The following is a 25,080-nucleotide window of genomic DNA, read 5'->3' as shown; positions in this document are numbered from 1 at the left end:
TGAAACATTTGCAGCAAACGGTTTATTTCCGCGCTTTACAGTATCTATTTTTAATCTGACTGTGATGATAAAGAAATGCGGAGAATACCGTTCTTTATTTAGAATCAGTATCTCCGCATTTACAGTATTGAGGTGACTATTAATAATATCAGCCTGCCTTCTTATGGAACAATTATAGTTCCGCTGTCTTTTGCAAACAGATATTATCAGAAGATTTGCCGACCATGAAATGGTATGTTCCCGAAGGTGTATAGAATTGTTTCTTCTGATCATCCCACAGACGTAATTCTTCTTTCGGAATTTCTATGGATATTTGTTCGGTAGCTCCTTTCTTGATGTGCACACGTTTAAATCCTTTGAGTTGTTTCAATGGAGTCTTGATTCCCTGATCGGGGAATTTCACATATACCTGAGCTACTTCGTCACCATTGTATTTACCACTGTTCTTTATAGAGAAGTTTAAAGTAACGTTTTGAGTATCTTGCTTGATATTCAAATTGCGGTAATCAAATTTAGTATAGCTGAGTCCATAGCCGAAGGCATACAAAGGCTTGCCTTCGAAATACATATAAGTACGGTTGTTCTTGACATTGTAATCATCAAAAGCAGGAAGATCTTCAATGCTGTTGTAGAAAGTCAACGGCAGGCGACCAGCCGGGTTATAGTCTCCAAACAGAACTTCAGCGATAGCCGTTCCACCTTGTTCGCCCGGATACCAGGCATCAATAATAGCCGGAATATGCTGATCCATCCATCCTATTGCCATAGAACTGCCGGCAACCAATACAACAATTGTATTCGGATTGGCTTTATAAGCTTCACGGATAAAGATTTGCTGGTCTTTGGATAATTCAATGGAGTTTCTGTCCTGTCCTTCACGTTCGATGGATTGGTTGATACCCATTACTGCGATGACAACATCAGATTCACGGATAATTTTTGAGGCATCTCCATACATATTCAGCATGTCATACTGATCTGTGCTGGGTACACGCCAATGAAGTCTGGCGATCGCTTCACCTCCATTGTCGAAATATTCGGCTTTCAACTGATACTTCTTTCCTTTCTCCAGTGAGATAGAACCTTTTTCTGTACGTACACTGTGTACATTCCAGTCGTCTATGACCAATTGATCATCGATGTACAACCGGCAACCATCGTCGCTGGTGAAGCTGAACACGTATTCACCGGATATATTCGGAACTAATTCACCTGTCCAGCGAATAGAAAGCGGAGATTTAGGCAGGAACGGGTCCGGAGCCTGATTTTTCGGTTCGAAGTTGATTCCTTTGTCTACACGAGTTTTAGGAGTTCCCTGGAAAGTAGGATTGTCATAATATTCAGCCTTTAGTCCGTTAGGAAGATGGGTTGGAGAAATAAGCTGATAACCTTCTTCCGAAGATACCCATGGTGCATGTACTACTTTTATTTCATTGCCTACCCGGTTGCGGATACCATCCAGCACAGATACCGGAGCATTGACCGGAGTTCCGCTGTAATCACCAAATTCGCAGTTGGCGGCATTGATACCTACCACAGCTATTGACTTGATTTTCTTTGCATTCAGCGGGAGAGTATTTTGCTGGTTTTTGAGCAATACAATACTCTGACGGGCAGCTTCGAGAGCCAGGTCATGATGTTTCTTACAACCTACGATTTTAGGGGACAGGTGATTATACGGATTCTTTTCCGGATCATCAAACATGCCTAAACGCATACGTGCACGCAGTACACGGTAGGCTGCACTGTCTATTTCGGCAGCACTGACCATATATTGTTTGTAAGCGTTTAATAGTGGGTTGGCAAAAACATAGTCTCCACATTCTACATCCAGTCCGGCTTTGATAGCTATCATGGCTGCCGCTTCCGGAGTTTTCACATAACGATGGTCAGTCATTAACAGTCCGGGAGCACCGCAATCGGATACGATGTATCCGTTGAAACCCCAATCCTGTTTCAATACTTTATTCAATAACCAGTTGTTGGCAGTACATGGCACCCCATTGATGGCATTGTAAGCTGTCATGATGGATTCCGCTTTTCCTTCGCGGATACATTTTTCAAATGCCGGGAAATAATATTCCCTTAAGTCCGTTTCGGTGATAGCTGCATCGCAATAAAAACGATTATGTTCTTCGTTATTGGCGGCAAAATGCTTGGGAGTAGCTACAGCTTTCAGATAACGCGGATGGTCTCCTTGTAATCCTTTCACAAAAGCGGTACCCAATACTCCGGATAAATAGGGATCTTCTCCATACGTCTCCGGGGTACGTCCCCAACGCGGGTCACGAGCCATATTGACAGTCGGTGACCAGAATGTTAATAAGTCACTGAACTGGTCTTTTTGTTTCTTTCCCCGTTCCAGTTCATTCCAGCGGGCACGAGCTTCGTCCGAAATGACGCCGGCAATGATATGATGTAATTCGGGATTCCACATACTGGCCAGTCCGATTGCCTGCGGGAAAACTGTAAATTTTCCCGGGCGGATGATTCCGTGTAACGCTTCATTTCCCATGTAATATTTATCAATTCCCATACGCTCGATTCCCGGGGAAGTAGCACGAAGCAAAGAGACCTTTTCCTCTATTGTCAGTTTCGATAACAGATCCTGTACTCTTTCGTGTATGGGGGCATTCATATTTTTATATAAATCCTGAGCCTTTGATACTGCCGCCCCTAACTGCATGAAAATTAAAAGTAAAATTAGTTTCTTCATTCTATGTTATTTTAGTGTTATTTATTCGTTTATCAAGTCGAGTGTGACACTGCGTAAAGAACGTATATCGACAATCTCCCATTTTGATTCGCCTTTGAAACGGTATTTGTATTTGAAGTTGAAACGTTGGCGTTTCTTTCCGCCGTAAACATCCGACAATTCATAATTTCCATAATAATCGGGTTGTTCTTCATCGATGGAAGCCACTTCGATAAAGTCTGCGTTGTATGGTTTCATGGTCAGACTGTTGTCCTCGTTCACTGTAACTATGATACCGTTCTTTTTGATGACTTCTTCATTTTTCTCATATCCCTTGATACCGGCAAAGATACGGAATGAGTTTTTCGTAAGCGGGTGGAATGTCTGTGAAGCGGCTGCGTCACGTTGCGATTCCCCTTCTTTCTGTAGCTTTCCGGCAGCATTGTAGATAGTAGATTCGTCAGTACGTGCATAGAGGTTTTTCATCTGTACCTGATAAAGTACCTGAGACTTGTCCGGATTGACAGAATAAGCCGACACACTCTTGATACGCATTGGAATAAGGTAAATCGAGTCGGGTGACAGCCCTTCAGGTTTTACCTGAATCGGCATCACATTATATGTGTCAGGGCTGCTGGCTTTCAAAGTGACTCCCATCTGAGCGATGGAGTAATACTTTGAAGGAAGTTCTTTGGCATACTTTGACTGGTCAATGTCGTACTTTATTTTATTATAATTCTGCAATACTTCCGGAGCATATTCCAGTGTTACGTCCACATCCCGGTCGATTCGAAGGGAACCGCCGCAGTTGATGGAGATATATCCGGTACTTTCTGTTTCGTTGAGGTCGTGCATACCGGTATATACCAGATCGTTGTCACTGATGATACAAATTATCTTTTGTCCCATTTCCTGTTCAAAGTCGAAAGATTCGCAGGCTGTCAGGGCAAGCAATGCCAGAAAATAACCGGCTTTTTTTATCATTGTTTTCATTTGATTATCTGTTTTACTGATGATTCAAAATTAGTTGTTATATCCCGGATTCTGGTCTAGTAATTCTACTTTTCTCAATTCGGATTTGCTGATAGGCAAGAACAACAGTTTTCTGTGTACTACACGGTCACGGTAATTTTTCTCGTCCACAACAGTACGTTGGTAGAAACCACCGAATTCGTTGGCTGCGATGTTGAGGCCCATGATAGGTTCTGAATCCACATCTTCATAAATACCCCAGCGACGTACATCGTAGAACCGGCGTCCTTCACCCAGGAACTCTACCATACGTTCGCGCTTGATTTGCTCGAACATTTCCGTAGGACTTTCCAGTTGGGCCTGAGTAAGTCCCGGTAATCCGGCACGGTAGCGTACCTGATTAAATGCTTTGGCCATTTCGTCCACATCACGTGACAAACTGTATGATTCGCCGGTAGGCAGTGTGATGGCATGAGTGGTGGTCAACTGGTTCAATGCTTCGGCATACGACAGCAATATTTCAGCATAACGGATGATAGGGAATCCTTTTTCGTAACGTTCGCTGCTGTTGCCACGCCATGCGTCATAAGAAGAAATGTATTTCTTGATCACATAACCTGTAGGAGTGTAGTTGTCACTACCCACTGTACCTGCATATTTGCCGGCATTACCGTCCATGCAGTATTTCACGGTTTGCAGACGGTAAGAACCGTCGGTAGTCGATGTAGCAGGCCAATAACATCCGTTGAAACCTACGCAGGCGTAGAAACGCATTTCACGGTTGGCATACATCTGCCAGATATTGCCGTTGAGATGATAGTCCGAGAAATCACGAGGTCCGGAAGTAAAGTCGTTAGGGCCTTCTTTATATTCTCCGACTGCCATGGCTTCTTCGATTGTTTTTCCGTCTTCCATACGGTAAGCATCGATCATTTTCTGTGTCAGCCCCATACCGTTGTATCCACCCATATATTGCGGGAACGATTGTTGTGTATATCCTTTTACCTCTTCGGAGATACGTCCCCAGATAACTTCATTATTGTTCTTGAACGGTTCGTCTCCTGTGAACATGTGAGAATAGGACTTGAACGGGTCGATGCCTCCGGCTCCATTCGGGAAGTTTTCTGTAGGAACACCTGCCGGCAGTTGCGGAGTGTTCTGGTCTTTGCTCACTGTGAACAGTTCGTAGACATTCATATCAATCACCCGTTTGCAGGCAGCAGCAGCTAATGCCCATTTTTCTTCGCTATAGTTTTGATTGATGTAATATTCTTTATCGTAAGTACGTTTCCAGTTGCCGAAGTAGAGGCGGGCAGTGGATGTTCCGTTGAAAAGCGGTGAAGCGGCATGCAGGCGGAGACGGGCTATCAGCGCGTAAGCGGCTCCCTTTGTGGGGCGTTCAAACTGTGCGATAGAGGCTTTTAACGGAAGGTATGCCGCTGCTGTTTCCAGTTCCGAGCAGATGTATTCTACTGTCTCGTCATAAGTGGCACGATAAGTGTTGTAAGCAGGGCCGTCCAGGTTACTTTCGAATATTTCATCGCCTACAAGAATAGCAGGGCCGCAAGTCATCAGAATATGATAATAGGCGTAACCGCGCAGGAAGTGAATATAGCCGGTATAATTACGGCGGTCGAGTGCTGTCATATCCTGACATTCGTCCATACGTGCCAACATCAGGTTGGCTTTACGGATTACTTTGTACATGTCACTCCAGACGTTCATACCTCTCAGATTATCAGGATTCACATATCCCAGTGCAAAAGCTGATCCGCGGAAGATGTCGCTGCTCATTACAGTGAAGATATCATCGCCGGCAGTAATGCCCGGTGCATATTCGTGACCGAAGATTCTGCTTTCGTCGGGCAATTGTCCGGCTGCACCCCACAGGTACGCTTCAAAATAACGTTTCTGTGTGAATACGGAATCAAACTTCAGTGTATCGTCGAAATATTGGTCTACGTCCAGGTAATTGCAAGAGCCTAACAGGACGATAAATGCGAAGAGAAGCCCCTTCGATATAATCTGGCTTATTTTGGTTTTCATACGATTCATTATTTTTAGAAGTTAATATACATCTGAAAAGCATAGCGGGCCGGTATAGGATAGGCTCCTCCGTTGTAATATGCCTGTTCCGGATCGAAATGTTTGAATGGGCTCCATACGCAGATGTTGGAAGCTACAAACTGTAAGTCGAGTGACGAAACACCCAGTTGTTTCAGAATCTTGCCGGCACTCAGGTTGTAGTTGAGGTTGATTTCCTGCAAACGCAAGTAGCGGACATTGGCTTTCCAGAACGTAGAAGGCTGTGTACTGTTGTGGTCATTTCCGTAAGAAAGACGCGGGAACATAGCGTTCGGATTTTCGGTGGACGCATCGCCCGATATTTCGCGCGGTGTCCAGCGGTTTGCTTGATTGGCGGTGATAGCCAGTGTATTTCCTGTTTCTCCGGAAGAGAATGGGAGGAATCCGAATGCTTTGTAGCCATCCACACAGAAGTTGTCTACATTGCCTGTTCCTTTGAATAAGAATCCCAGTGTCAGTTTTTTCCAGCGTACTTCTCCACCGAATCCGTACATCAGACGCGGATAGTTCGCCTTGTAAGAAAGAGGCACCTGGTCGTCGGAGTTGATAACACCGTCACCATTCACATCTTTGTATTTGATATCACCCGGGAGTACTTTACGTCCGGCAATTCCGCTCTGGTCGGGACTGAACTTCACATCGTCTTCATCGCGGAACAATCCTAATGCGATGTAGCCGGCATAATATTCGTAAGGTTTGTCTGCTCTTTCCTGATAAGAATATTTTTGGAAAGCTTCTTCCCAGTTTTTCACCATATTGGCTGTGTACGTAAAGTTACCACGAAGGGTAAACGAGAAGTCTTTACCAATATCCTGTGTGAATGAAATGTTTCCGTCGGCTCCGTAGCTGACCATGCTACCCACGTTTCCGAAAGGTTGTTCTGCCAATCCGATATAGTCGGGTACCATCGTGCGTTGTTGGAAGATGTCGTTGCGGGTATCGCGGAAAAAGTCTACTGTAAAGTCTACCTGTTCGTTGAATAATTTTCCTTCAATACCCAAATCCAGTTTGATAGCTTTTTCCCATTGAAGGTTATCGGCACCGACTGACTGCTCCGTTACACCACTGCTTCCGTTCCATCCTTTATTAGCATTTTCATTCATAATAGTTAGATAGGGAAAACGTTTGTTGGTAATACGGTCGTTACCTACCGAACCCCATGATCCTCTGATTTTCAAAAAACTCAACCAAGGCAATGTTTCGCGTACGAAATCATAATTGGTCGGTACCCAACCAAGGGCAACGGAGGGGAAGAAGCCAAAACGACGTCCTTTCTGGAAATTCTCGGAACCGGTATAACCGAAGTTCAAATCAATCATATATGTATCACGGAATCCGTATGTTAAACGACCGGATAAGCCTTGGTAGCGTTTAGGTACATTATCTACATTTACATTACAATTATAACCGTGTATATCGCACCATGTGCTTTGATAGCTGCTCATATAATAGTAAACCAAACCGCCGACACGATGATCACCGAATGCACGGTCATAGTTTAGAGTAGATTCAAAATGCAGCTTATTCCATTGTGACTCTTCATCCTTATTATAGGTGGCAGTTTGGGCATCTACTACTTTGCGCATAATTAAAGTACCATCTACAGTACGTCCGCTGGCATAGTACATTTCCGGCAGTACTTTACGTATTTCTTTCAGATAACTTTCCGAGTCGTAAGCAATCTGTGCCCTTAACTTCAGTCCTTTGGTGATGAAAGGCAAATCCTGAGTAACAGCCAGTGTCACTTTGTTTGTGAATCTGCGCCATTTCGCTTTTCCGGTGTGGTTCAGCATGACGTAGGGAGAGTATTCGTTGTTTGCTCCCCATGCCGGCAGTTCTCCGGTAGAGTATTGCAGAGGAATCGTCAACGGAGTCAGTCTTTGCTGGGCGCTCCAGAGTGCGTCAGTCGAAACGTTTCCCGGTTCGGTCTTTTCAGACAGATAACCTTCCGTACCCAGATAGGCAGTAGTTGTCTTGGTCAGGTTGACGTCGATATTACTACGATAGTTATAAGTACGATAAGCTACGTCAGTACTGTATTTAGAGCTTTTTTCCTGTTTGTAGGCAGCGTCTTCATTGGACATACCCAAGCTGAAGAAATAACGGGCTACACTACCACCGCCACGGGCACTCATATAGTAGGTCTGTTGCAGGGAATTCTTGTTCAGAATCTGGTCGCGCCAGTTTACATTCGGGTAAAGATCGGGGTCCAGCTGATACTTGATCAGGTCGAGCGCCATCGGCGAATAAAGTGCTTCTTCGCCGCGAGCCAGTTTTGCTTCGTTGGCAAGCGTTGCATAGTCATAGGCACCGAGGTATTCGGGCATATTCTGTAAGTGGGAAACGGTCAGGTTGGCACGTCCCGTAATTTTCAGTTTGTCCACTTCACCGCGTTTGGTAGTGACCAGTACGACACCGTTGGCACCACGTGTACCGTAAACGGCTGTGGCGGAAGCATCTTTCAATACCGAGAAGCTCTCAATATCCGCCGGATCAATTTGACTTAAGCTGCCTTCCAGTCCGTCAATCAGTACCAGTGCACCTTGGTTGGCACCGAAAGTTCCGATACCACGTACCCAGAATTCAGAGATGTTTTTTCCCGGTTCACCACTGTTTTGCAGGGAAATAATACCCGGTACACGTCCGCCTAACATATTGGGAATAGAGGTAGCCGGTGTTTGCAGGTCTTTTACGTCTACATTCGTTATGGCACCTACTACGCTGACTTTTCGTTGTGAGCCGAGTCCTACAACCACCGTTTCTTCCAGTGTATTGGTCGAAGGCTTCAGTTTGAATTGTGCGTTTTTCCGGTCCAGTCTGGAGTCAATTCTCACTTCTTGTTTTTCATAGCCAAGGAATGACAGAGTGATCACATCGCCCATTTGTGCTCCTTTGATGGTAAACTTACCGTCCATGTTGGTAACGGTACCTACACCGGGACGGTCTTTCAAAAAGACGTTGGCACCCGGAATCGGGGCGTTGAATTCATCGAGTACCGTACCTGAAATGGTGATTGTACTTTCTTTTTGGGTTGGCTCTTGTGCTTTGATGCAGAGGCAGCAGAGCAGAAAAGCGGTTATAATATATAAATGTTTCATAGTGTTATTGTTTATAATGACCTACTGCGTTATTCAATAGAGAGTTTGCGGACACAACGGTTGTCCTTGTCGCCGATGTAGATAGTACCTTCGCTGTCGATGGCAAGTCCCCACGGTTCGGTGAAGAGTGCGATTTCCGGCGTTCCGTCTTTATATCCCGAACTGTTCGGGTTACCGATTACTGTGCTGACTACACCTTCGGGAGTCACTTTACGAATACAATGATTTCCGGAGTCAGCAATGTAGAGGTTTTCTTCTTCGTCCAATACTAATTGGCGGGGGCTGTTGAACTGTGCTTCTGTCTCCTGTCCGTCAGCGTGTCCTGCACGTCCTTTGTCTCCTGCATATATTCTGAAGTTTCCTTCACGGGTTGGGTCGGTGATATCTTCAAACACACCGATACAATGCTGGTTGGTAAATGCCATGTAGAGTTTCTTCGGATCTTTCCGGCTGAAAGTCATATAACAGTCAGAGGTAGCTAACAAATCATTATTGCCTACTTCTATTACCCAGGCATATCCTGTTTTTCCGTCAATCTTCAGGAAGAAGTTGGCATCTTTGGTACGGCAGTAGAAGTGATTGTCCAGTTCGCAATAAGCGAATGAGTGTTTGTAAGTAGTGTTCACTTTACTTGCATCTTCTCCATCGGCTGCCATGTAATCCCTTCTTCGGGGCGTCCAGAAGTCTATCGAGTTGACCGACCAGAATGTATTACCACCGTCAGTAGGAATCACTAATCCTAATCCGTTGTCTATGATACATGGCTGGTTCAGCGGATATTGGCCTGCGTTGTCGATAATGATAGAAGACTGGTTTTCTTTTTCATTGATCAGAATCAGTTTGTTGGCTCCCCACAGTTCGCGCGGACATACAAAGAGATTATCTTCGGCATCAATAGCCAGGAAACCGACTTCAGGGAATTCCGTTTCGCCCAGTGTACCTACTTTGACGCCACTTGTGCCGGGACGTCCGCACAATGTGGTAACTACCGTCTGAATGTGATAATCGAATTTCTTATCGTATACAGCCGACTGTTCGCCTACTTTAACGGTGATTTCCACCTGATCGTGATCCGGATCACCGTCATCCGGCATACCGTCGCCCGGACGGCGCGGAGTAATGACATAAAGCTTATTTCCCAAGGAGCCGACTAATGCCGCTTTCTTATTATTAAAATAAACCTCAATGTTTTCCAAATCAGTTCCGAAGTTTTCCCCGTTCAGAATCACTTGCGTAGCGATGCCACCTGAGTCCGGATAAAAATTAGTGACTGTGATCGGTTCATTGGGATTGTGTACCTGAGCCGATGTTTTATCTTCACAGGAAGATGCGATGATGATTGTCAGGGCACATCCTCCTATGCACAATAAAAAAAGAATTTGGTGTATTAAATTTTTCTTCATAATATTGATATAACATTAATTATTCGTAAGTGAAACGTATGAATTTATAGTTGAAGTTACCTCCCTCGCCAATGACAAGTTTCACTGTGTGTTTTCCTTTCGTGAAGTGAAGTTTGGGTTGATTTTCGGGATAAGTAGCATGTTGCCATTTGAAGGCGCTCCAGTCATTGTCATTTATCATATATACGGAATTGGTTGGCACACCGTCCACTTCCAGCGAATAGTATCCGCCGTTACCGTTGTTGACAGAACGGAACAGGTCGAACGCGTATGTACCTGCGTCTTGTACGTCGAGAGTAAACATCTGCCATTCGCCTTCGCCGGTGTATCCGATGTTCATACCGAATTCCAAATCCACACCGGGGCTGTTGTCGTCACCTTTTTCCGACCGGTAGTTGTAGCCGGCCTCATTGTTAGCGCTGTTGTCATGATAACCTATGCCTTCACCTCCCAAGTCGAAATTGAAAACGGAAATCTCGCGGGTTTCAGAAGCGGAAAGGATGGAACGCAGGTCCTCATAATTGTCCAGTATGGCAGGGGCCACATAGAATGTATCTGCGGCATTACTTTCGGGAACTGCATAAGTTGCGTATGATAAGTCGGAACCGAAATCCAATAAATAAGAATTTGTTTCACCGGAAGTGATGTATTTGGTTACTTCTTTTCCTGCTTCGTCTTTGTAGTTCAGTACACAGCTTCCCGGTCTGTCTTTCCATTTCACCACCAGTCCGTTACCGAAGCGGGTAGCTACTTCTACCGTACGGTTGCTCAGCGTAGATTGGAATGATTCGCCGTACACATTGGCAGAGACGTTGATCGGTTTTGATTGATTTCCATACCGGTCTATACAAGTCACTGTAAAGTCGTACTTTTTATTTTCTTCCAGGTCGTCATAATAGAATTTGAATACGCCGCTTTTGTAGTTTACATCTTCTTCGATAGAGCTGTCGTTGTTATTGCATACGACGTTCATTTTCTGAACTTTTTCGTTGTCGATAGTCACTTCTATCAAAACACGTTTATTTCCTGCGCGTGCCAGTACTTCTTTGGATGTGGGCAAGCTTACGGTTACATCTACTGTTTGGGTCCATTCTCCTTGCGTAATGATGATTTGTGTGTTGCCGACTCCGGTAGCGGTTACCAGTCCTTTATTGTTTACTGTGGCGACAGATGGGTCTTCACTTGTCCATTCAAACGTACTTTCGGTGGGGCTTGCGGTCAGTTGCTCCGTATCTCCGAAGAACAGGTTCAATGAGTTCTGATTGACATAAACCATGTTCTCATAATTGTGATCGATTTCTCCGGTGTGACATGCCATCATGCAAAAGACTGCAAACAGCGATATACCCACTTTCGATAATTTACTTACATATTTACTCATAGTAAATTCCTCCTAATTTTTTAAGGTTAATCTATTCTTTTTTTAGTTATCTGGTGTTGCAAACGTACGATAAAGCTGGTTTAAATCTGAGTACGAATGCTGCAAACTTTAGTCAGAATGCGCCAAAATAGGGAATAATACCTGTTATTTTATGAGTCCTGCAGGTTTTAACTCGTACTATTTCCATATCGCGCTATTGTCTGCCGCAAAAGCTCTTTTTAAAGAGTAGCCGACAGGCTATTGAAATTAGTTTATAGTATGCTCTTGCTTGTACCATCCCTTTGGCACAACTGTGCCAAAGGCTTGGCATAACCGTGCCAATAGGGTGGCATAACTGTGCCAAAGGCTTGGCACAAGCAAGGCTGTTACTTTGTTCCGTTTGGTCGCATACTAGGAACGGACAACTCCGGTACTAGAAACTAATTGATCAAGTACTCCCTTTACAGCGAAACAGTGAGTTTATCTCCCGCATTCATACTGATCTGTACCGAACCGTCCGCATTTATTTCCGGTGTGAATGTTTTCTTGTTCATTTTCCAGTTATATGCACTTGCATTTGAAATGCGGAAAGAGAATTCAGCCGGGACGGATGCCCTTAATTCTGTCTGTTCTATCTGAGCATTTTTCCAGCTTGCATCCAGTTCGATTCCACCGCGGGCGCAAAGTCCTTTGAAGCTTCCGTTTTTCCATTCTTCCGGCAGACAGGGAAGCAGTTCAATCCGGTTATCGTAGCCTTGCAGCAACATTTCTGCGATGCCTGCGGCTCCGGCTGTGTTTCCGTCGAAGGCGAAGATATCTTCACCTGCTCCGGCAATTCCGGCAGGAGAGACAGTGAACATGTTTTCGCGGGATAATGGTCCTAATAACTGCTTTACACTGTTGTATGCTTTTATCGGATCTTTCAGGCGGGCATAGAAGCAAATCATATTGGCACGACTCCATTCCGTATCTTCCCAGTCTTTGGCGGCCAGACGTCTTTCAATAGTGATGCGGGCTGCATTCGCCAGTTCGGGTGTTTTATTTAATGTAATCTGCGAATAAGGATAGAGCGATAACAAGTGTGTGGTGTGACGGTGGTTGGGATGTGCTTCTTCGTAGTCTTCGAACCATTCCTGTACTCCTCCGTTGGCACTGATGCGGAAAGGAGGGAGTTTGCTGATGGCGGTACGGAGGCTGTCGGCAAATGCAGCATCGACATTCAATATTTCCGTAGATTTCAGGCATGCGGAGAATATCTCATAAACCAGTACACGGTCGCAGGTCGGCATCATGGATGCGCAAAACTCTTGCCCCTGATAGCGGAAACTGTTCTCCGGTGAGATGCTGGGACCCGTCACGAGGTAATTGTTCCGGGGATCTGTCACCATATAATCCAGCAGAAATTCAGCGTTGCTCTTTAATAAAGGATAAGCGGTTTCTTTCAGGAAGTTTTTGTCTTGTGTATATTCGTACTGTGTCCACACGTGAGAAGTGATCCACGAAGAGGCAGTCGGGAACAGTCCCCAGAGAATACTGCCTGATACGGCTGCGTATCCCCACGGATTCGATGTAGTGTGGGCGGTCCATCCTTTGCAGCCATATAAGTCCTGAGCTATTTTTGAACCATGTACAGACAGGTCTTTGATATAGTCGAAAAGCGGGAGATGACACTCGGGCAGGTTACCTACATTGGCGATCCAGTAGTTCTGTTCCGTATTGATATCCAGATGATAATCGTTCGTCCAGCCCATGTGGCAAGCCAGATTATCATTGAAGAACCCTTGCAGTGCTACGGGTAGCGGAGAGTTGGGACGTGAAGACGAAATCAGCAGATAACGGGCATACTGGAAGAATAAAGCGTCCAGTCCCGGATCAGATTCTCCTGCTTTCACTCGTGCCCAGCGCTGGTCGTTTGGTAAATGGCTGAATTTTCCATTGTCTCCGAACGAGAGGGCTACCCGGGAGAAAAGTGGGGTATAGTCTTCTACATGTGTATTTCTCAGTGTCTTGAAACTCTTTTTGGAGGCTGCTTCAATTGTTTCCTTGCATTTTTGCTGATAGTCGTATCCTGCAAATGTCGTATTCTTATAATTGGTACGTACGTCAGACAGTAAGAGTACTTCCGTAGCCTTGTCGATGAGAAGTTTCTTTCCGTCCGCTTTGATGGTCCCTCCTTTTATCTCTGCGGCGATGCGTCCTTCAAACAATACGCCTCCTCTGCCGTGTTTTTCAAATTCGGCATTGCCGGTATAAATCAGTTGATTGCCGGAAGCTACGACTTCCGCATTCCGGAGTAGCTGCAGTTCCAGTTCCACTGTGATGGATTCCGGACGGCTGGCTTTTATATGCATCGCAATTACGTCATCCGGATTGGAGGCGATGCACTGGCGGGTATATTCTGTATCGCCTACTTTGTAGGTGACGGTATTGACGGCGGTAGTTAAGTCCAGTTCGTGATGATAGTCCGATAATTCTCCTTCCGGGTAGGTGAAATTCAGTTTCAAGTCACCGATCGGAAGATGCGTTCCGGCGGAATGAGGACTTCCTGCCATCGTATTTCCGGCAATGTGGTTGCCTTCGGCGAGGTTGTTTTCAAAAAACAGCTTCCGTATCTGGTCGAGTTTTTCTCTTCCCAACGGACGTTGTTGATGTTCGTCGTACTCTCCCGACCACATAGTCGATTCGTTCAGGCCGATGGTTTCTGTTTCCACGCCACCATATACCATTGCTCCGAGACGACCGTTTCCTAAAGGAAGAGATTTCATCCATTCGTCGGCGGGTTTGTCATACCATAATTTCATCGTATCTTCGGTCGCCTCCGATGGCAGGCAACCACTAAACAGAAGTGCGGCCCCGATAATCAGGCCTAATGATCTCGTTATGTTTCTCATGTTATAAAATAGTTATTCAATGATGCTGCAAAGGTATCCGGGAAGGTTATTTAAAAAATGCACAAATGCGGCTATTACTGAAACAAATGCGTCAACTGCTTTCTGCGTACCATTTTTTGGCGTATATTTGCCCGCATAGCAAACATAATAGCTCTATAATATATGAAAAAACACCTGATGCGATTGTTCCTCCTGAACTATTTGTTGTTACTCTCTATCTGTGTCGTTCGTGCGCAGGAACGTTCCGATTTTTATTTCACTCATGTCAATGGAGAAAATGGATTGTCGGCAAGTAATGTAAAAGCAATCTTGCAGGATAGCTATGGATTTATGTGGTTTGGGACAAAAAACGGACTCAACCGCTATGACGGAACTTCCATTCTTCAATTTGATTGTGATGATTTGGAGGAGGGTACGGGTAATCATAATATTGGTGCTCTTTTTGAGGATAAAGAAAGGAATTTATGGGTTGGTACAGACAGAGGAGTTTATATATATAATCCGGCGGTCGATGTATTTAAACGTTTCAAAATAGCTTCATCAGAAGGAATAACTCTTGATAACTGGGTAGCGGAAATCCTATCTGATTCACTAGATAATATTTGGGTGTTGATTCCTGATCAGGGACTTTTTCGTTATAAAGACGGAAAGGTTCATCATTATTCTTTGTTAGATAAAGACAATTTAAAAAATAATAATCCGGAATGTATTTGTATCAATGAGCAGGGTGAAGTATGGGTAGGCACTTCAGGAGTGGGTTTATTCAAGTATAATTATCGGGATGATAAGTTTGAACAATATCTGGCAGACCGAATGGGACGTTCGTTAATTGGCAAAACAATTATAAGTATTTGTTTTCAGAAGGAGAATGCTATCTTGGGAATACATGAAGGAGATTTGCTGAAATATAATACTCGAACAGATGAATTGAGTGAAGTTTCGTTCCTTGGTGAGAAAAAGACATTTTTGCGAGATGTGATGTGTTTCGGAGATGAAATTTGGGTAGGCTCTCTTCATGGAATTTTCATTATTAATGAGAAAGAAAATAATGTTATTCATTTGAAAGAAGACTTGATGCGTTCATTTAGCCTGTCGGATAATAGTATTTATTCTATTTACAAAGATCATGAAGGAGGAATTTGGATCGGGACAATGTTTGGAGGTGTCAACTATCTGCCTAATCGTATCTTGACTTTTGATAAATACGTACCGGGGAGCGATTCACATTCTTTGAATACCAAACGTATCCGTGGATTAGCAGAGGATAATAATGGGTGTATTTGGATAGGTACTGAAGATAATGGTGTTAATGTATTGGACCCTCGAACAGGTAAAGTACATCAGATACATGATAATGTTCCAGGTCGTCTCATTACACTATCAGTAAAACATTATGAAAATCATATATATGTTGGATTATTTAAACAAGGAATGAATGATATCAGTATACCTGGTGAACATCTTAAATATATCAGTGATAAGGAATTGAATATTGAAGAAGGAAGTGTATATAGTTTTTTAAAAGATAGTAAAGGTCGTACCTGGATAGGACCTGGATGGGGATTATATGTGTCACAACCTAAGGAAAGGAAGTTTCGTCGTGTGGAAGAAGTAGGATATAACTGGGTTTTTGATATAATGGAGTCCAAAGATGGCATAATTTGGCTTGCTACTATGGGAAATGGTGTATGGAAATGTGATCCTAAAACCAATTCTTATAAGAATTATTCTTATAAAGAAGGAGTGGACAACTCTCTAAGTTCGAACTCCGTCAGCTCCATCATGCAGGACAGCAAGGGGAATATATGGTTCTCTACCGACCGTGGCGGTATATGCAGGTATAATGAAGCACAGGATGACTTTACGACTTTCAGTATCGAAGACGGACTACCGGACGATGTCGCTTATAACATCTTGGAGGACGATGCCGGAAATCTGTGGTTTGGCACCAATAAAGGATTGGTCAGGTTTAATCCTGAGAGTAAGGATATACGTGTTTTTACCAACAAAGACGGGCTGTTGGGCAACCAGTTCAATTATCAGTCGGCGTTGAAAGCTCAGGATGGACGATTCTATTTTGGCGGGGTGGACGGATTGATCGCTTTTGACCCTACGGTTCAGGAAGAAGAGAAGCCGCTCCCTCCTGTCTACATTTCCAAGTTTAGTATATATAATAAGGAGGTAACGGTTCATACTCCCGCCTCACCCTTAAAACAATGCATCGTACATACGGATGAAATTGTATTGCCTTACGACCAGTCCAATATCAGTTTTGACGTGGCTTTGCTCAGTTACTCTACTGCCGAGTCCAACCAATACTATTATCGTATGGAACCACTTGACAGGGATTGGGTACGGGCAGCCAGCAATCAGAATATCTCGTATGCCAAACTTCCGCCGGGAAAATATACCTTCCGGGTGCAGGCTACTCACGGCAATAAGTCCGAGTCGTCCACACGCTCTCTGTCTATTATCATTCTTCCTCCGTGGTGGCAGTCTGTCATTGCGTACATTGTATATACCGTATGTATTATCCTCATTGTGGTAGGTGTCATCTTATGGTATAAACGCCGCAAGGAGAAACAACTGGAAGAGCGGCAAAAGCTGTTCGAGATTGAAAAGGAGAAAGAACTGTACGAATCCAAAGTAGACTTCTTCACAGAGATAGCGCATGAAGTACGTACTCCTTTGACCCTGATCAACGGTCCCCTTGAAGCCATTGGGGAAATGGAAATACAGGAACCCAAGATGAAGAAATATATCAGTGTGATGGTTCAGAACACCAAACGCCTGCTGGAACTTACCGGGCAACTGCTGGACTTCCAGAAGATTGGCGCCAACAAGCTGACCATGAAATTTGAGAGTGTGGATATTACCGAACTTCTTGCCGGAATCGTGGAACGCTTTGAAGTGACGTTCAGTTTGAACCGCAAAGAATTGCAGTTGAAATCGACAGACGAGCAGGTATGGGCAGCTGTGGATAAAGAAGCGATAACCAAGATACTGAGCAACCTGCTCAATAATGCGTTGAAATATGCCAGCCGGAATGTACTTGTGGAACTGGAAAAGGGAGAGGGCAGCTTTACGATTCGTGTCACCAGTGACGGAAACAAGATTCCGGCAGAAGTCAGCCAGTATATATTCGAACCCTTCTATCAGGTGGACAGAAAAGAGAAGCCTCGCAACGGGGTGGGGATCGGATTGTCTCTGGCACGTTCGTTGGCGTCATTGCACAAAGGTACCATCTATCTGGATACCAATCAGGAGAATAATGTTTTTGTACTGACCATTCCTTTGAATATGGAAGGCATGAAACTGGAAAACCATAAAACCATACAGAAGGACATTGTCGAACTGGATGAACATACCCCCGTCACGACAGATATATATGGATATACCCTCCTGCTGGTGGAAGACAATGAAAGCATGCTGACCTTTATTCACGAACGCTTGCAGGAAAGCTTTACCGTAGAGACAGCGATGAACGGGGTAGAAGCGCTGGAAATATTGCGGAGCAGCCATATAGACTTGATCATCAGTGATATCATGATGCCTGTAATGGATGGCTACCAACTTTGCAAGGAAGTAAAATCGGACATGGAACTTTCTCATATCCCTATCATCTTCCTGACAGCTAAAAATGATATCGACAGCAAGATCAACGGTCTGAAATATGGTGCGGAAGCCTATGTGGAGAAACCTTTCTCTTTCAATTATCTGAAAGAACAAGTCCTGTCTTTGCTCGACAATAGGCGCAGGGAGAGAGAAGCTTTCGCAAAACGCCCGTTCTTCTCCGTCAACAATATGCAGATGAATAAGGCGGACGAAGAATTTATGAATAAGGTGATCAAAGTGATTGAAGATAATATAACCGATGACAACTTCGGTGTAGAACGTATGGCAGACATACTCTGTATGAGCCGTTCCAGTTTGTTAAGGAAAATCAAGACGCTGTTCAACTTGTCTCCGCTTGATTTTATCCGGTTGATCAAGCTAAAAAAGGCAGCCGAATTTATTCAGGAAGGGAAATACCGTATCGGAGATATCTGCTACATGGTCGGTATCAATTCACCGTCTTATTTCAGCAAGTTGTTCCTGAAACAATTCGGCATGACCCCCAAAGATTTTGAGAAACAATACCAATCCGGCAAGCAGATCGTTATCACGCAGGAGATAAAGAATGTCGATGCAGGAGCGGGAACAAAATAGATAAAATACCTCTCTTAGCCCGCATTGGAGCTTATTTGCCGTATTTTTATCATTTTTTGAATCGTTTGTACATAGTAAAGGAGTTGCCAATCCTTACCTTTGTGGCATACCTTAATAAGAGAAAAAAAGTTTCTTATTCGGGTATGCTTTATTTTTTTACACTAGAATATTATACCATATGAAAAACCAAAAGCTGCTACTACAAAAAATGTCCGGAGTATCCCTGATGCTTCTTCTGTTTCTTTTCTTTTCTAACTGTGCGGGTGGAGGCGGAACGTTCTCTACCGATGTATGGAATATAACTTATGACGATCAGGAAGGTGGTATATCACTCACCTATAAGTCAAAAAATATTTGTAACGGAATGTATGCTTCCTATCAATGGGAAGGGAGGGAAATAAAGACGAGTGATTATGCCCGCCATAAAATCAGTACGGGCAAAGTATCCGATTCTTTCGGGAAGGGACATATATATAAGGTAGAATACACGGATAAGGAACTTCCTGAACTGACCCAGTATTTCTATCTTTATCCGGATAAAGAATATATACTGACCGACTTCACGGTAGAAGCGAAAGAGGAAATCAGTTCCGCCAAAATGGCTCCGGTCAATGTCGATTCCATTTCCGGATTCTTGCAGGCAGGTGACAACCGTGCCCTTTTTGTTCCGTTCGACAATGACAAATGGATCAGATATCAGTCTCATCCGCTTGGTTTCGATACGTTGGTTAGTTATGAAGTAACAGCCATATTCAATAATGAAAGCCGGAACGGCCTGGTAATCGGTTCCGTAGAACATGACAACTGGAAAACAGCTGTTTCGATAGGCAAGGGAATGAATGATAATATAGGTTCGCTGGTATGTTTTGGGGGCATAGCAGATGAGCAGACCCGTGATGTGAAAGTTCACGGTGCATTAGTAGGTAAAAAGATTAAATCCCCTAAAGTTTTTTTGGGTTTCTTTGAAAATTGGTGCGATGGACTGGAAGCGTATGCGAAAGCCAACGCTGTAATTGCCCCTCCCAAAGCATGGGAGAAAGCTGTTCCATTTGGTTGGAACAGCTGGGGGGCATTACAATTCAACCTGACGTATGAGAAAGCGATGGAAGTCTCCGACTACTTCAAGGAGAATCTGCAAAATAATCATTTCGTAAACCCCGACCAGACTGTTTATATCGGTCTGGATTCCGGTTGGGACTGTATGAATGAAGAACAGCTGAAATCCTTTATCGAAAAGTGTAAGTCGAACGGGCAGATCGGTGGTATCTACTGGACTCCGTTCACCGACTGGGCACGCGACCCGGAACGGACGGTGGATGCCGCACCGGAATATAAGTACAAAGATATCTATCTCTATGCCAACGGAAAGCCGCAGGAGCTGGATGGCGCTTATGCGGTCGACCCTACGCATCCGGCAGTGGAGGCTATGATGAAAAAGACTTCCGGTTTATTCCACCGTGCCGGATTTGAGTATGTAAAGATGGACTTTATGACACACGGTGCAATGGAAGCCGACAGATGGTATAATCCCGAAATCAAGACAGGTATACAAGGATATAATTATGGCATGAAGTTGCTCAACCAGTACTTTGGCGATATGTATATCAACCTGTCCATTTCTCCTGTCTTCCCTGCCCAGTATGCGCAATCACGCAGAATAGCCTGTGATGCCTGGAATCAGATCAAGGATACCGAATATACATTGAATGCTCTTTCATACGGCTGGTGGCAGAAGTATATCTACCAATATAATGATGCCGATCATATCGTGCTGAGAGATGCCACTGACGGGGAAAACCGTGCCCGTATTACTTCGGGTGTCATTACCGGCATTTACATTACAGGAGATGATTTCAGTGCAGGCGGGGGAAAAGACGGTAAAGAGAAGTCACAGAAATACCTGACGAATCCGGAGGTAAATGCTGTGGCAACAGGAGAAGTGTTCCGTCCGGTAGAAGGAAACGGGGAAAAGTCGGAACATATCTTTGTAAGACAGACTCCTGACGGTCGTTTCCATTGTGCGGTATTCAACTATTCGGATCAGGAACAGACTACTACGCTCTCATTGGAAAGAATAGGGCTGGATAAAGCACGCAGCTATCAGGTGAAAGAATTATGGAGCGGCAACGAGACTTCTGCCGAAGGACAGCTCGAAGTAACTGTACCCTCTAAAGATGTGCAATTATTTGAATTTAAATAACCGAAAAATGAAAAAATACCAATTAACACTCTTATCGTTATGTGTGGCGGCCTTTGCGCAGGCTAAGGTTACACTACCCTCATTTTTTACCGATAATATGGTCATTCAGCAAAACAGCCGGCTGACTTTACCGGGAAAAGCGAAGGCCGGTAAACAGGTGACCGTAAAGGTGAGCTGGAATAATGAAAAATATACGACCCAAGCGGCAGCCGACGGTCATTTTACGATAGAAGTCCCGACTCCGTCTGCCGGAGGACCTTATCAGATAACTGTCTCGGATGGGGAGAAACTGGTGTTGAACAACGTCCTGTCGGGCGAAGTATGGATCTGTTCCGGACAGTCGAATATGGAAATGCCTGTTGCCGGATGGGGAAAAGTAATGAACTACGAGCAGGAAGTGGCAGATGCTGACTATCCCTCTATCCGCCTGTTGCAAGTGAAGAAAACCGTAGCTTTCTCTCCGCAGGAAAACGTAGAAATGAATATGAACGGCTGGCAGGAATGTAGTTCCGCTACTGTGCCGGAATTTTCTTCTGTTGCTTATTTCTATGCCCGTAAATTGTGGAAAGAGCTGAATATACCTGTCGGGGTGATTGACTGTACGTGGGGTGGGACACCTGCCGAATCGTGGACAAGTCATCAGACATTGAAGCAGGTCATGGGATTCCAGAAAAAGATGGCCGAAATGGAAAGCGCAGGTTTCCGGAGAGAGAAGCTTGTCGAACTTTATCACCGGGAAATGGACGAATGGCTTCAGCAGTTTGATGCTAAGGACCCCGGATTAAAAGACGGAACTCCACAATGGATATCAGCCCTTCAGACTGGGAATGAATGGAAACCGATGGAACTGCCCGCCTATTGGGAAACTCGCGGACTGAATGTTGACGGTACCGTCTGGTTCCAGAAAGAAGTGGAAATACCTGCTGACTGGAACGGTAAGGAGATTACCTTCCATCTGGCCATGATCGACGATGATGATATTACTTACTTTAACGGTAAGGAAATCGGAAGAACATCGGGATGTAATACGGTGCGTGCTTATCAGATTCCCGCAGCATTGGCAAAGGCAGGCAGAGGAGTGATCACCATACGTGCCATCGATTATGGCGGCGAAGGCGGTATACACGGAGAACCCCGGCAGATGTACATGGAAGCGAACGGCAAAAAGATTTCCCTGGCAGGCAACTGGAACTATCATATCGGTGTGTCGATGACTGGTGCACCTTCCAGACCTTTGTCTCCCGAAGGAACCGGATGGCCGACATCCTGCTACCCAACTGTACTTTACAATGCAATGATACACCCTTTTACAGTCTTTCCTATCAAAGGAGCTATCTGGTATCAGGGAGAGAATAACGTAGGATTTGATGAACAATACAGAGTACTGTTCCAGTCAATGATTACAGACTGGAGAAGAGCATGGAAGCAGGATTTTCCGTTCTACTTTGTGCAGTTGGCCAATTATCTGAAACCGGAAGAAGTGCAGCCGGACTCTAAATGGGCGGCTCTCCGTGATGCGCAGGCACATGCGCTGCATTTGCCCAATACAGGTATGGCATGCGCTATCGATCTTGGTGAAGATTATGATATCCACCCGAAGAACAAGCAGGAGGTAGGAAGACGACTGGCGCAAGCGGCATTGGCAAAGACTTACAACAAAGGTACGTACGAAGTTCCCGCTTATCAGGGATACCGTATTTCGGGACGTACGCTGATTCTTAGCTTCGATCAGGAAATTGTAGCTAGGGAAGGTGAGCCGAAAGGCTTTATACTGGCAGGTCCGGACGGAAAATTTGTTCCGGCACAGGCTACCATTCGCGGAAAAGAAGTCATTCTGCAGTCCGACCGGATAGAAATACCGACGGCAGCCTGCTACGCGTGGGCAGATAATCCGGTCTGCAACCTATATGGCAAGAGCGGGCTTCCCGTCCCTCCGTTCCGTACCAGAGAATAAATATAAACCATAATAATGTACACAATGAAATTAAAAGCATTCTTACTTTTTTTTCTTTTGAGTTCTTTTTCTCTTTTGCAGGCTTCTGACAAGCCGCTTATCAAAATAGAAACTGAACGGACCAGCCTTATCTATCAGGTAGCTGATAACGGACGTCTGTATCAGAAATACTTAGGCAAAAAGCTTCACCACGACTCTGATATCCAGTATCTGCCACAAGGAACCGAGGCATATCTGACTCATGGTATGGAAGATTACTTTGAACCGGCTATTCACATACGCCATAACGACTACAACTCTTCACTGCTGTTGAAATACGTAGATCATTCGAGCAATAACACCGGCAACGGAATCAACGAGACGGTGATTACCCTTAAAGATGATAAATATCCTGTTACCGTAAAGCTGCATTATGTAGCTTATGACAAAGAGAATATTATCCGTACATTCACTGAAATCAGCCACGAAGAGAAGAAGCCTGTCATACTTAGTAAGTATGCTTCTTCGATGCTTCACCTGAACAGTAGCAAGTATTTCCTGACCGAGTTTTCCGGTGACTGGGCACACGAGGCCAATGTGACTGAAAGAGAGCTTGCCTTCGGTAAGAAAGTAATCGATACCAAGTTGGGTGCACGCGCCAATATGTTTGTTTCCCCTTTCTTCCAACTGGCTCTTGATAATCCTTCGCAGGAAAATGCCGGAGAAGTATTGGTAGGAACCATCGGATGGACTGGCAACTTCCGTTTTACTTTCGAAGTAGACAACAAGAACGAACTGCGTATAATCAGCGGAATCAATCCGTATGACTCGGAATACAGTCTGCCCGCAAAGGAAGTGTTCCGCACTCCGGACTTTTATTTCACGTACAGCACGCAGGGAAAAGGAGAGGCAAGCCGTAGCTTCCATGACTGGGCGCGCAATCACCAGGTGAAGAAAGGGAACGAAACACGTATGACTTTACTTAATAACTGGGAATCTACCTATTTCGATTTTGATGAAAACAAACTGATCGGTCTGATGGATGAGGCTACCAAACTGGGGGTAGACATGTTCTTGCTGGATGATGGCTGGTTTGCCAACAAGTATCCCCGTAGCAGTGACCATCAGGGTCTGGGCGACTGGGAAGAAACTGCCGGTAAACTGCCGAACGGAGTAGGACGTCTCGTGGAAGAGGCGCATAAGAAAGGTATCAAGTTCGGTATATGGATAGAGCCGGAAATGGTGAATCCGAAAAGCGAGCTTTACGAGAAACATAAGGACTGGGTGATTCACCTGCCCAACCGTGACGAATATTACTTCCGTAACCAGATGGTACTCGACCTCAGTAACCCGAAGGTACAGGATCATGTATTTGGCGTGGTCGATAACCTGATGACTAAATATCCCGGCATCGCCTTCTTTAAGTGGGACTGCAACAGTCCGATAACCAATATCTATTCGGTGTATCTGAAAGATAAGCAGTCTCATCTGTATATCGATTATGTGCGTGGACTCTACAAGGTATTGGATAGGATCAAGGCTAAATATCCCGATCTTCCGATGATGCTGTGTGCCGGTGGCGGCGGACGCTCCGATTATGAAGCATTGAAGTATTTCACAGAGTTCTGGCCGAGCGACAATACCGATCCTATCGAGCGCCTGTTTATACAATGGGGGTACTCGCAGGTATTCCCGAGTAAGACGCTGTGTGCCCACGTCACTACCTGGAATCGTGGAACCAGCATCAAGTTCCGTACCGATGTGGCCATGATGTGCAAGTTAGGTTTCGACATCAAACTGGAGGATATGAACCAGAATGAACATCTGTACTGCGATCAGGCTGTGAAGAACTACAATCGCCTGAAACCGGTCATTTTGGAAGGCGATATGTATCGTCTCGTTTCTCCTTACGGAAGCAATCATACCTCTTCCATGTTTGTAGGAAAAGACAAGAAAACGGCTGCTGTATTTGCGTTCGACATCCATCCGCGCTATGCCGAAAAGACATTGCCTGTCCGCCTGCAAGGATTGGATATCAACAAAATGTATCGTGTGAAAGAAATCAATATGATGCCGGGCAGCAATTCTTCACTCAAAGGCAACGATCAGGTTTTCTCCGGAGAATATCTGATGAATGTCGGACTGGATCTTTTCACGACACAGCAACTGAACAGCCGTCTCATTGAAATAACAGCAGAATAAAAGCATATAGGAAACATAGCTTATAAAAACAC

The 25,080-nt window shown here is 44.7% G+C and carries 11 protein-coding genes; 4 read left to right on the top strand and 7 right to left on the bottom strand.

Features of this window, described 5'->3' with window-relative positions; translation table 11 throughout:
- Positions 1–172 precede the first annotated feature (172 nt).
- The 7 genes from HMPREF2794_RS19390 to HMPREF2794_RS19360 form a co-directional block, all read right to left on the bottom strand.
- On the bottom strand, positions 173–2,716 hold the full coding sequence (locus HMPREF2794_RS19390) for a glycoside hydrolase family 3 C-terminal domain-containing protein (protein ID WP_070752295.1): 2,544 nt from the start codon (positions 2,714–2,716) through the stop codon (positions 173–175).
- A 21-nt stretch (positions 2,717–2,737) separates the two neighbouring features.
- On the bottom strand, positions 2,738–3,688 hold the full coding sequence (locus HMPREF2794_RS19385) for a BT_3044 domain-containing protein (protein ID WP_070752293.1): 951 nt from the start codon (positions 3,686–3,688) through the stop codon (positions 2,738–2,740).
- Between the two features lie 30 nt (positions 3,689–3,718).
- Complete coding sequence (locus HMPREF2794_RS19380) at positions 3,719–5,722, bottom strand: RagB/SusD family nutrient uptake outer membrane protein (protein WP_070752291.1); 2,004 nt, start codon at positions 5,720–5,722, stop codon at positions 3,719–3,721.
- Between the two features lie 5 nt (positions 5,723–5,727).
- Positions 5,728–8,850: a SusC/RagA family TonB-linked outer membrane protein gene (locus tag HMPREF2794_RS19375; RefSeq protein WP_070752289.1), complete on the bottom strand. Its 3,123-nt coding sequence runs from the start codon at positions 8,848–8,850 to the stop codon at positions 5,728–5,730.
- Positions 8,851–8,879: 29 nt separating this feature from the next.
- A complete protein-coding gene (locus tag HMPREF2794_RS19370; RefSeq protein ID WP_010535913.1) occupies positions 8,880–10,253 on the bottom strand; it encodes an IPT/TIG domain-containing protein in 1,374 nt (457 codons plus the stop codon).
- A gap of 19 nt (positions 10,254–10,272) precedes the next feature.
- Positions 10,273–11,634 carry a DUF4998 domain-containing protein gene (locus tag HMPREF2794_RS19365; RefSeq protein ID WP_192915345.1) on the bottom strand — a complete coding sequence of 454 codons (1,362 nt, stop codon included), beginning with the start codon at positions 11,632–11,634 and terminating at the stop codon, positions 10,273–10,275.
- Between the two features lie 440 nt (positions 11,635–12,074).
- Positions 12,075–14,504, bottom strand: a complete 2,430-nt coding sequence (locus tag HMPREF2794_RS19360) for a glycoside hydrolase family 95 protein (RefSeq protein WP_070752287.1) — start codon at positions 14,502–14,504, stop codon at positions 12,075–12,077.
- 177 nt (positions 14,505–14,681) lie between these two features.
- Here HMPREF2794_RS19360 and HMPREF2794_RS19355 point away from each other — a divergent pair, with 177 nt between their 5' ends.
- The 4 genes from HMPREF2794_RS19355 to HMPREF2794_RS19340 all read left to right on the top strand — a co-directional run bounded on the left by HMPREF2794_RS19355 (position 14,682) and on the right by HMPREF2794_RS19340 (position 25,048).
- A complete protein-coding gene (locus tag HMPREF2794_RS19355; protein WP_070752285.1) occupies positions 14,682–18,713 on the top strand; it encodes a hybrid sensor histidine kinase/response regulator transcription factor in 4,032 nt (1,343 codons plus the stop codon).
- Between the two features lie 178 nt (positions 18,714–18,891).
- Positions 18,892–20,913, top strand: a complete 2,022-nt coding sequence (locus HMPREF2794_RS19350) for an alpha-galactosidase (protein WP_070752283.1) — start codon at positions 18,892–18,894, stop codon at positions 20,911–20,913.
- A 7-nt stretch (positions 20,914–20,920) separates the two neighbouring features.
- Entirely contained in the window at positions 20,921–22,867 is a 1,947-nt protein-coding gene (locus HMPREF2794_RS19345) for a sialate O-acetylesterase (RefSeq protein ID WP_029425146.1), read from the top strand.
- A gap of 24 nt (positions 22,868–22,891) precedes the next feature.
- Positions 22,892–25,048: an alpha-galactosidase gene (locus tag HMPREF2794_RS19340; protein WP_022301322.1), complete on the top strand. Its 2,157-nt coding sequence runs from the start codon at positions 22,892–22,894 to the stop codon at positions 25,046–25,048.
- Positions 25,049–25,080: the final 32 nt, after the last annotated feature.

This window comes from Bacteroides sp. HMSC067B03 (assembly GCF_001811315.1).
Lineage (GTDB): Bacteria > Bacteroidota > Bacteroidia > Bacteroidales > Bacteroidaceae > Bacteroides > Bacteroides faecis.
Note: the sequence above shows the minus strand (reverse complement) of the source record. Positions and strands in the feature narration are given on the sequence as shown.

Coding starts and splice junctions, on each gene's coding strand:
- HMPREF2794_RS19370 (WP_010535913.1), bottom strand. CDS start 10,253: ATGAAGAAAAATTTAATACACCAAATTCTTTTTTTATTGTGCATAGGA.
- HMPREF2794_RS19365 (WP_192915345.1), bottom strand. CDS start 11,634: ATGAGTAAATATGTAAGTAAATTATCGAAAGTGGGTATATCGCTGTTT.
- HMPREF2794_RS19355 (WP_070752285.1), top strand. CDS start 14,682: ATGCGATTGTTCCTCCTGAACTATTTGTTGTTACTCTCTATCTGTGTC.
- HMPREF2794_RS19390 (WP_070752295.1), bottom strand. CDS start 2,716: ATGAAGAAACTAATTTTACTTTTAATTTTCATGCAGTTAGGGGCGGCA.
- HMPREF2794_RS19375 (WP_070752289.1), bottom strand. CDS start 8,850: ATGAAACATTTATATATTATAACCGCTTTTCTGCTCTGCTGCCTCTGC.
- HMPREF2794_RS19385 (WP_070752293.1), bottom strand. CDS start 3,688: ATGAAAACAATGATAAAAAAAGCCGGTTATTTTCTGGCATTGCTTGCC.
- HMPREF2794_RS19340 (WP_022301322.1), top strand. CDS start 22,892: ATGAAATTAAAAGCATTCTTACTTTTTTTTCTTTTGAGTTCTTTTTCT.
- HMPREF2794_RS19380 (WP_070752291.1), bottom strand. CDS start 5,722: ATGAATCGTATGAAAACCAAAATAAGCCAGATTATATCGAAGGGGCTT.
- HMPREF2794_RS19345 (WP_029425146.1), top strand. CDS start 20,921: ATGAAAAAATACCAATTAACACTCTTATCGTTATGTGTGGCGGCCTTT.
- HMPREF2794_RS19350 (WP_070752283.1), top strand. CDS start 18,892: ATGAAAAACCAAAAGCTGCTACTACAAAAAATGTCCGGAGTATCCCTG.
- HMPREF2794_RS19360 (WP_070752287.1), bottom strand. CDS start 14,504: ATGAGAAACATAACGAGATCATTAGGCCTGATTATCGGGGCCGCACTT.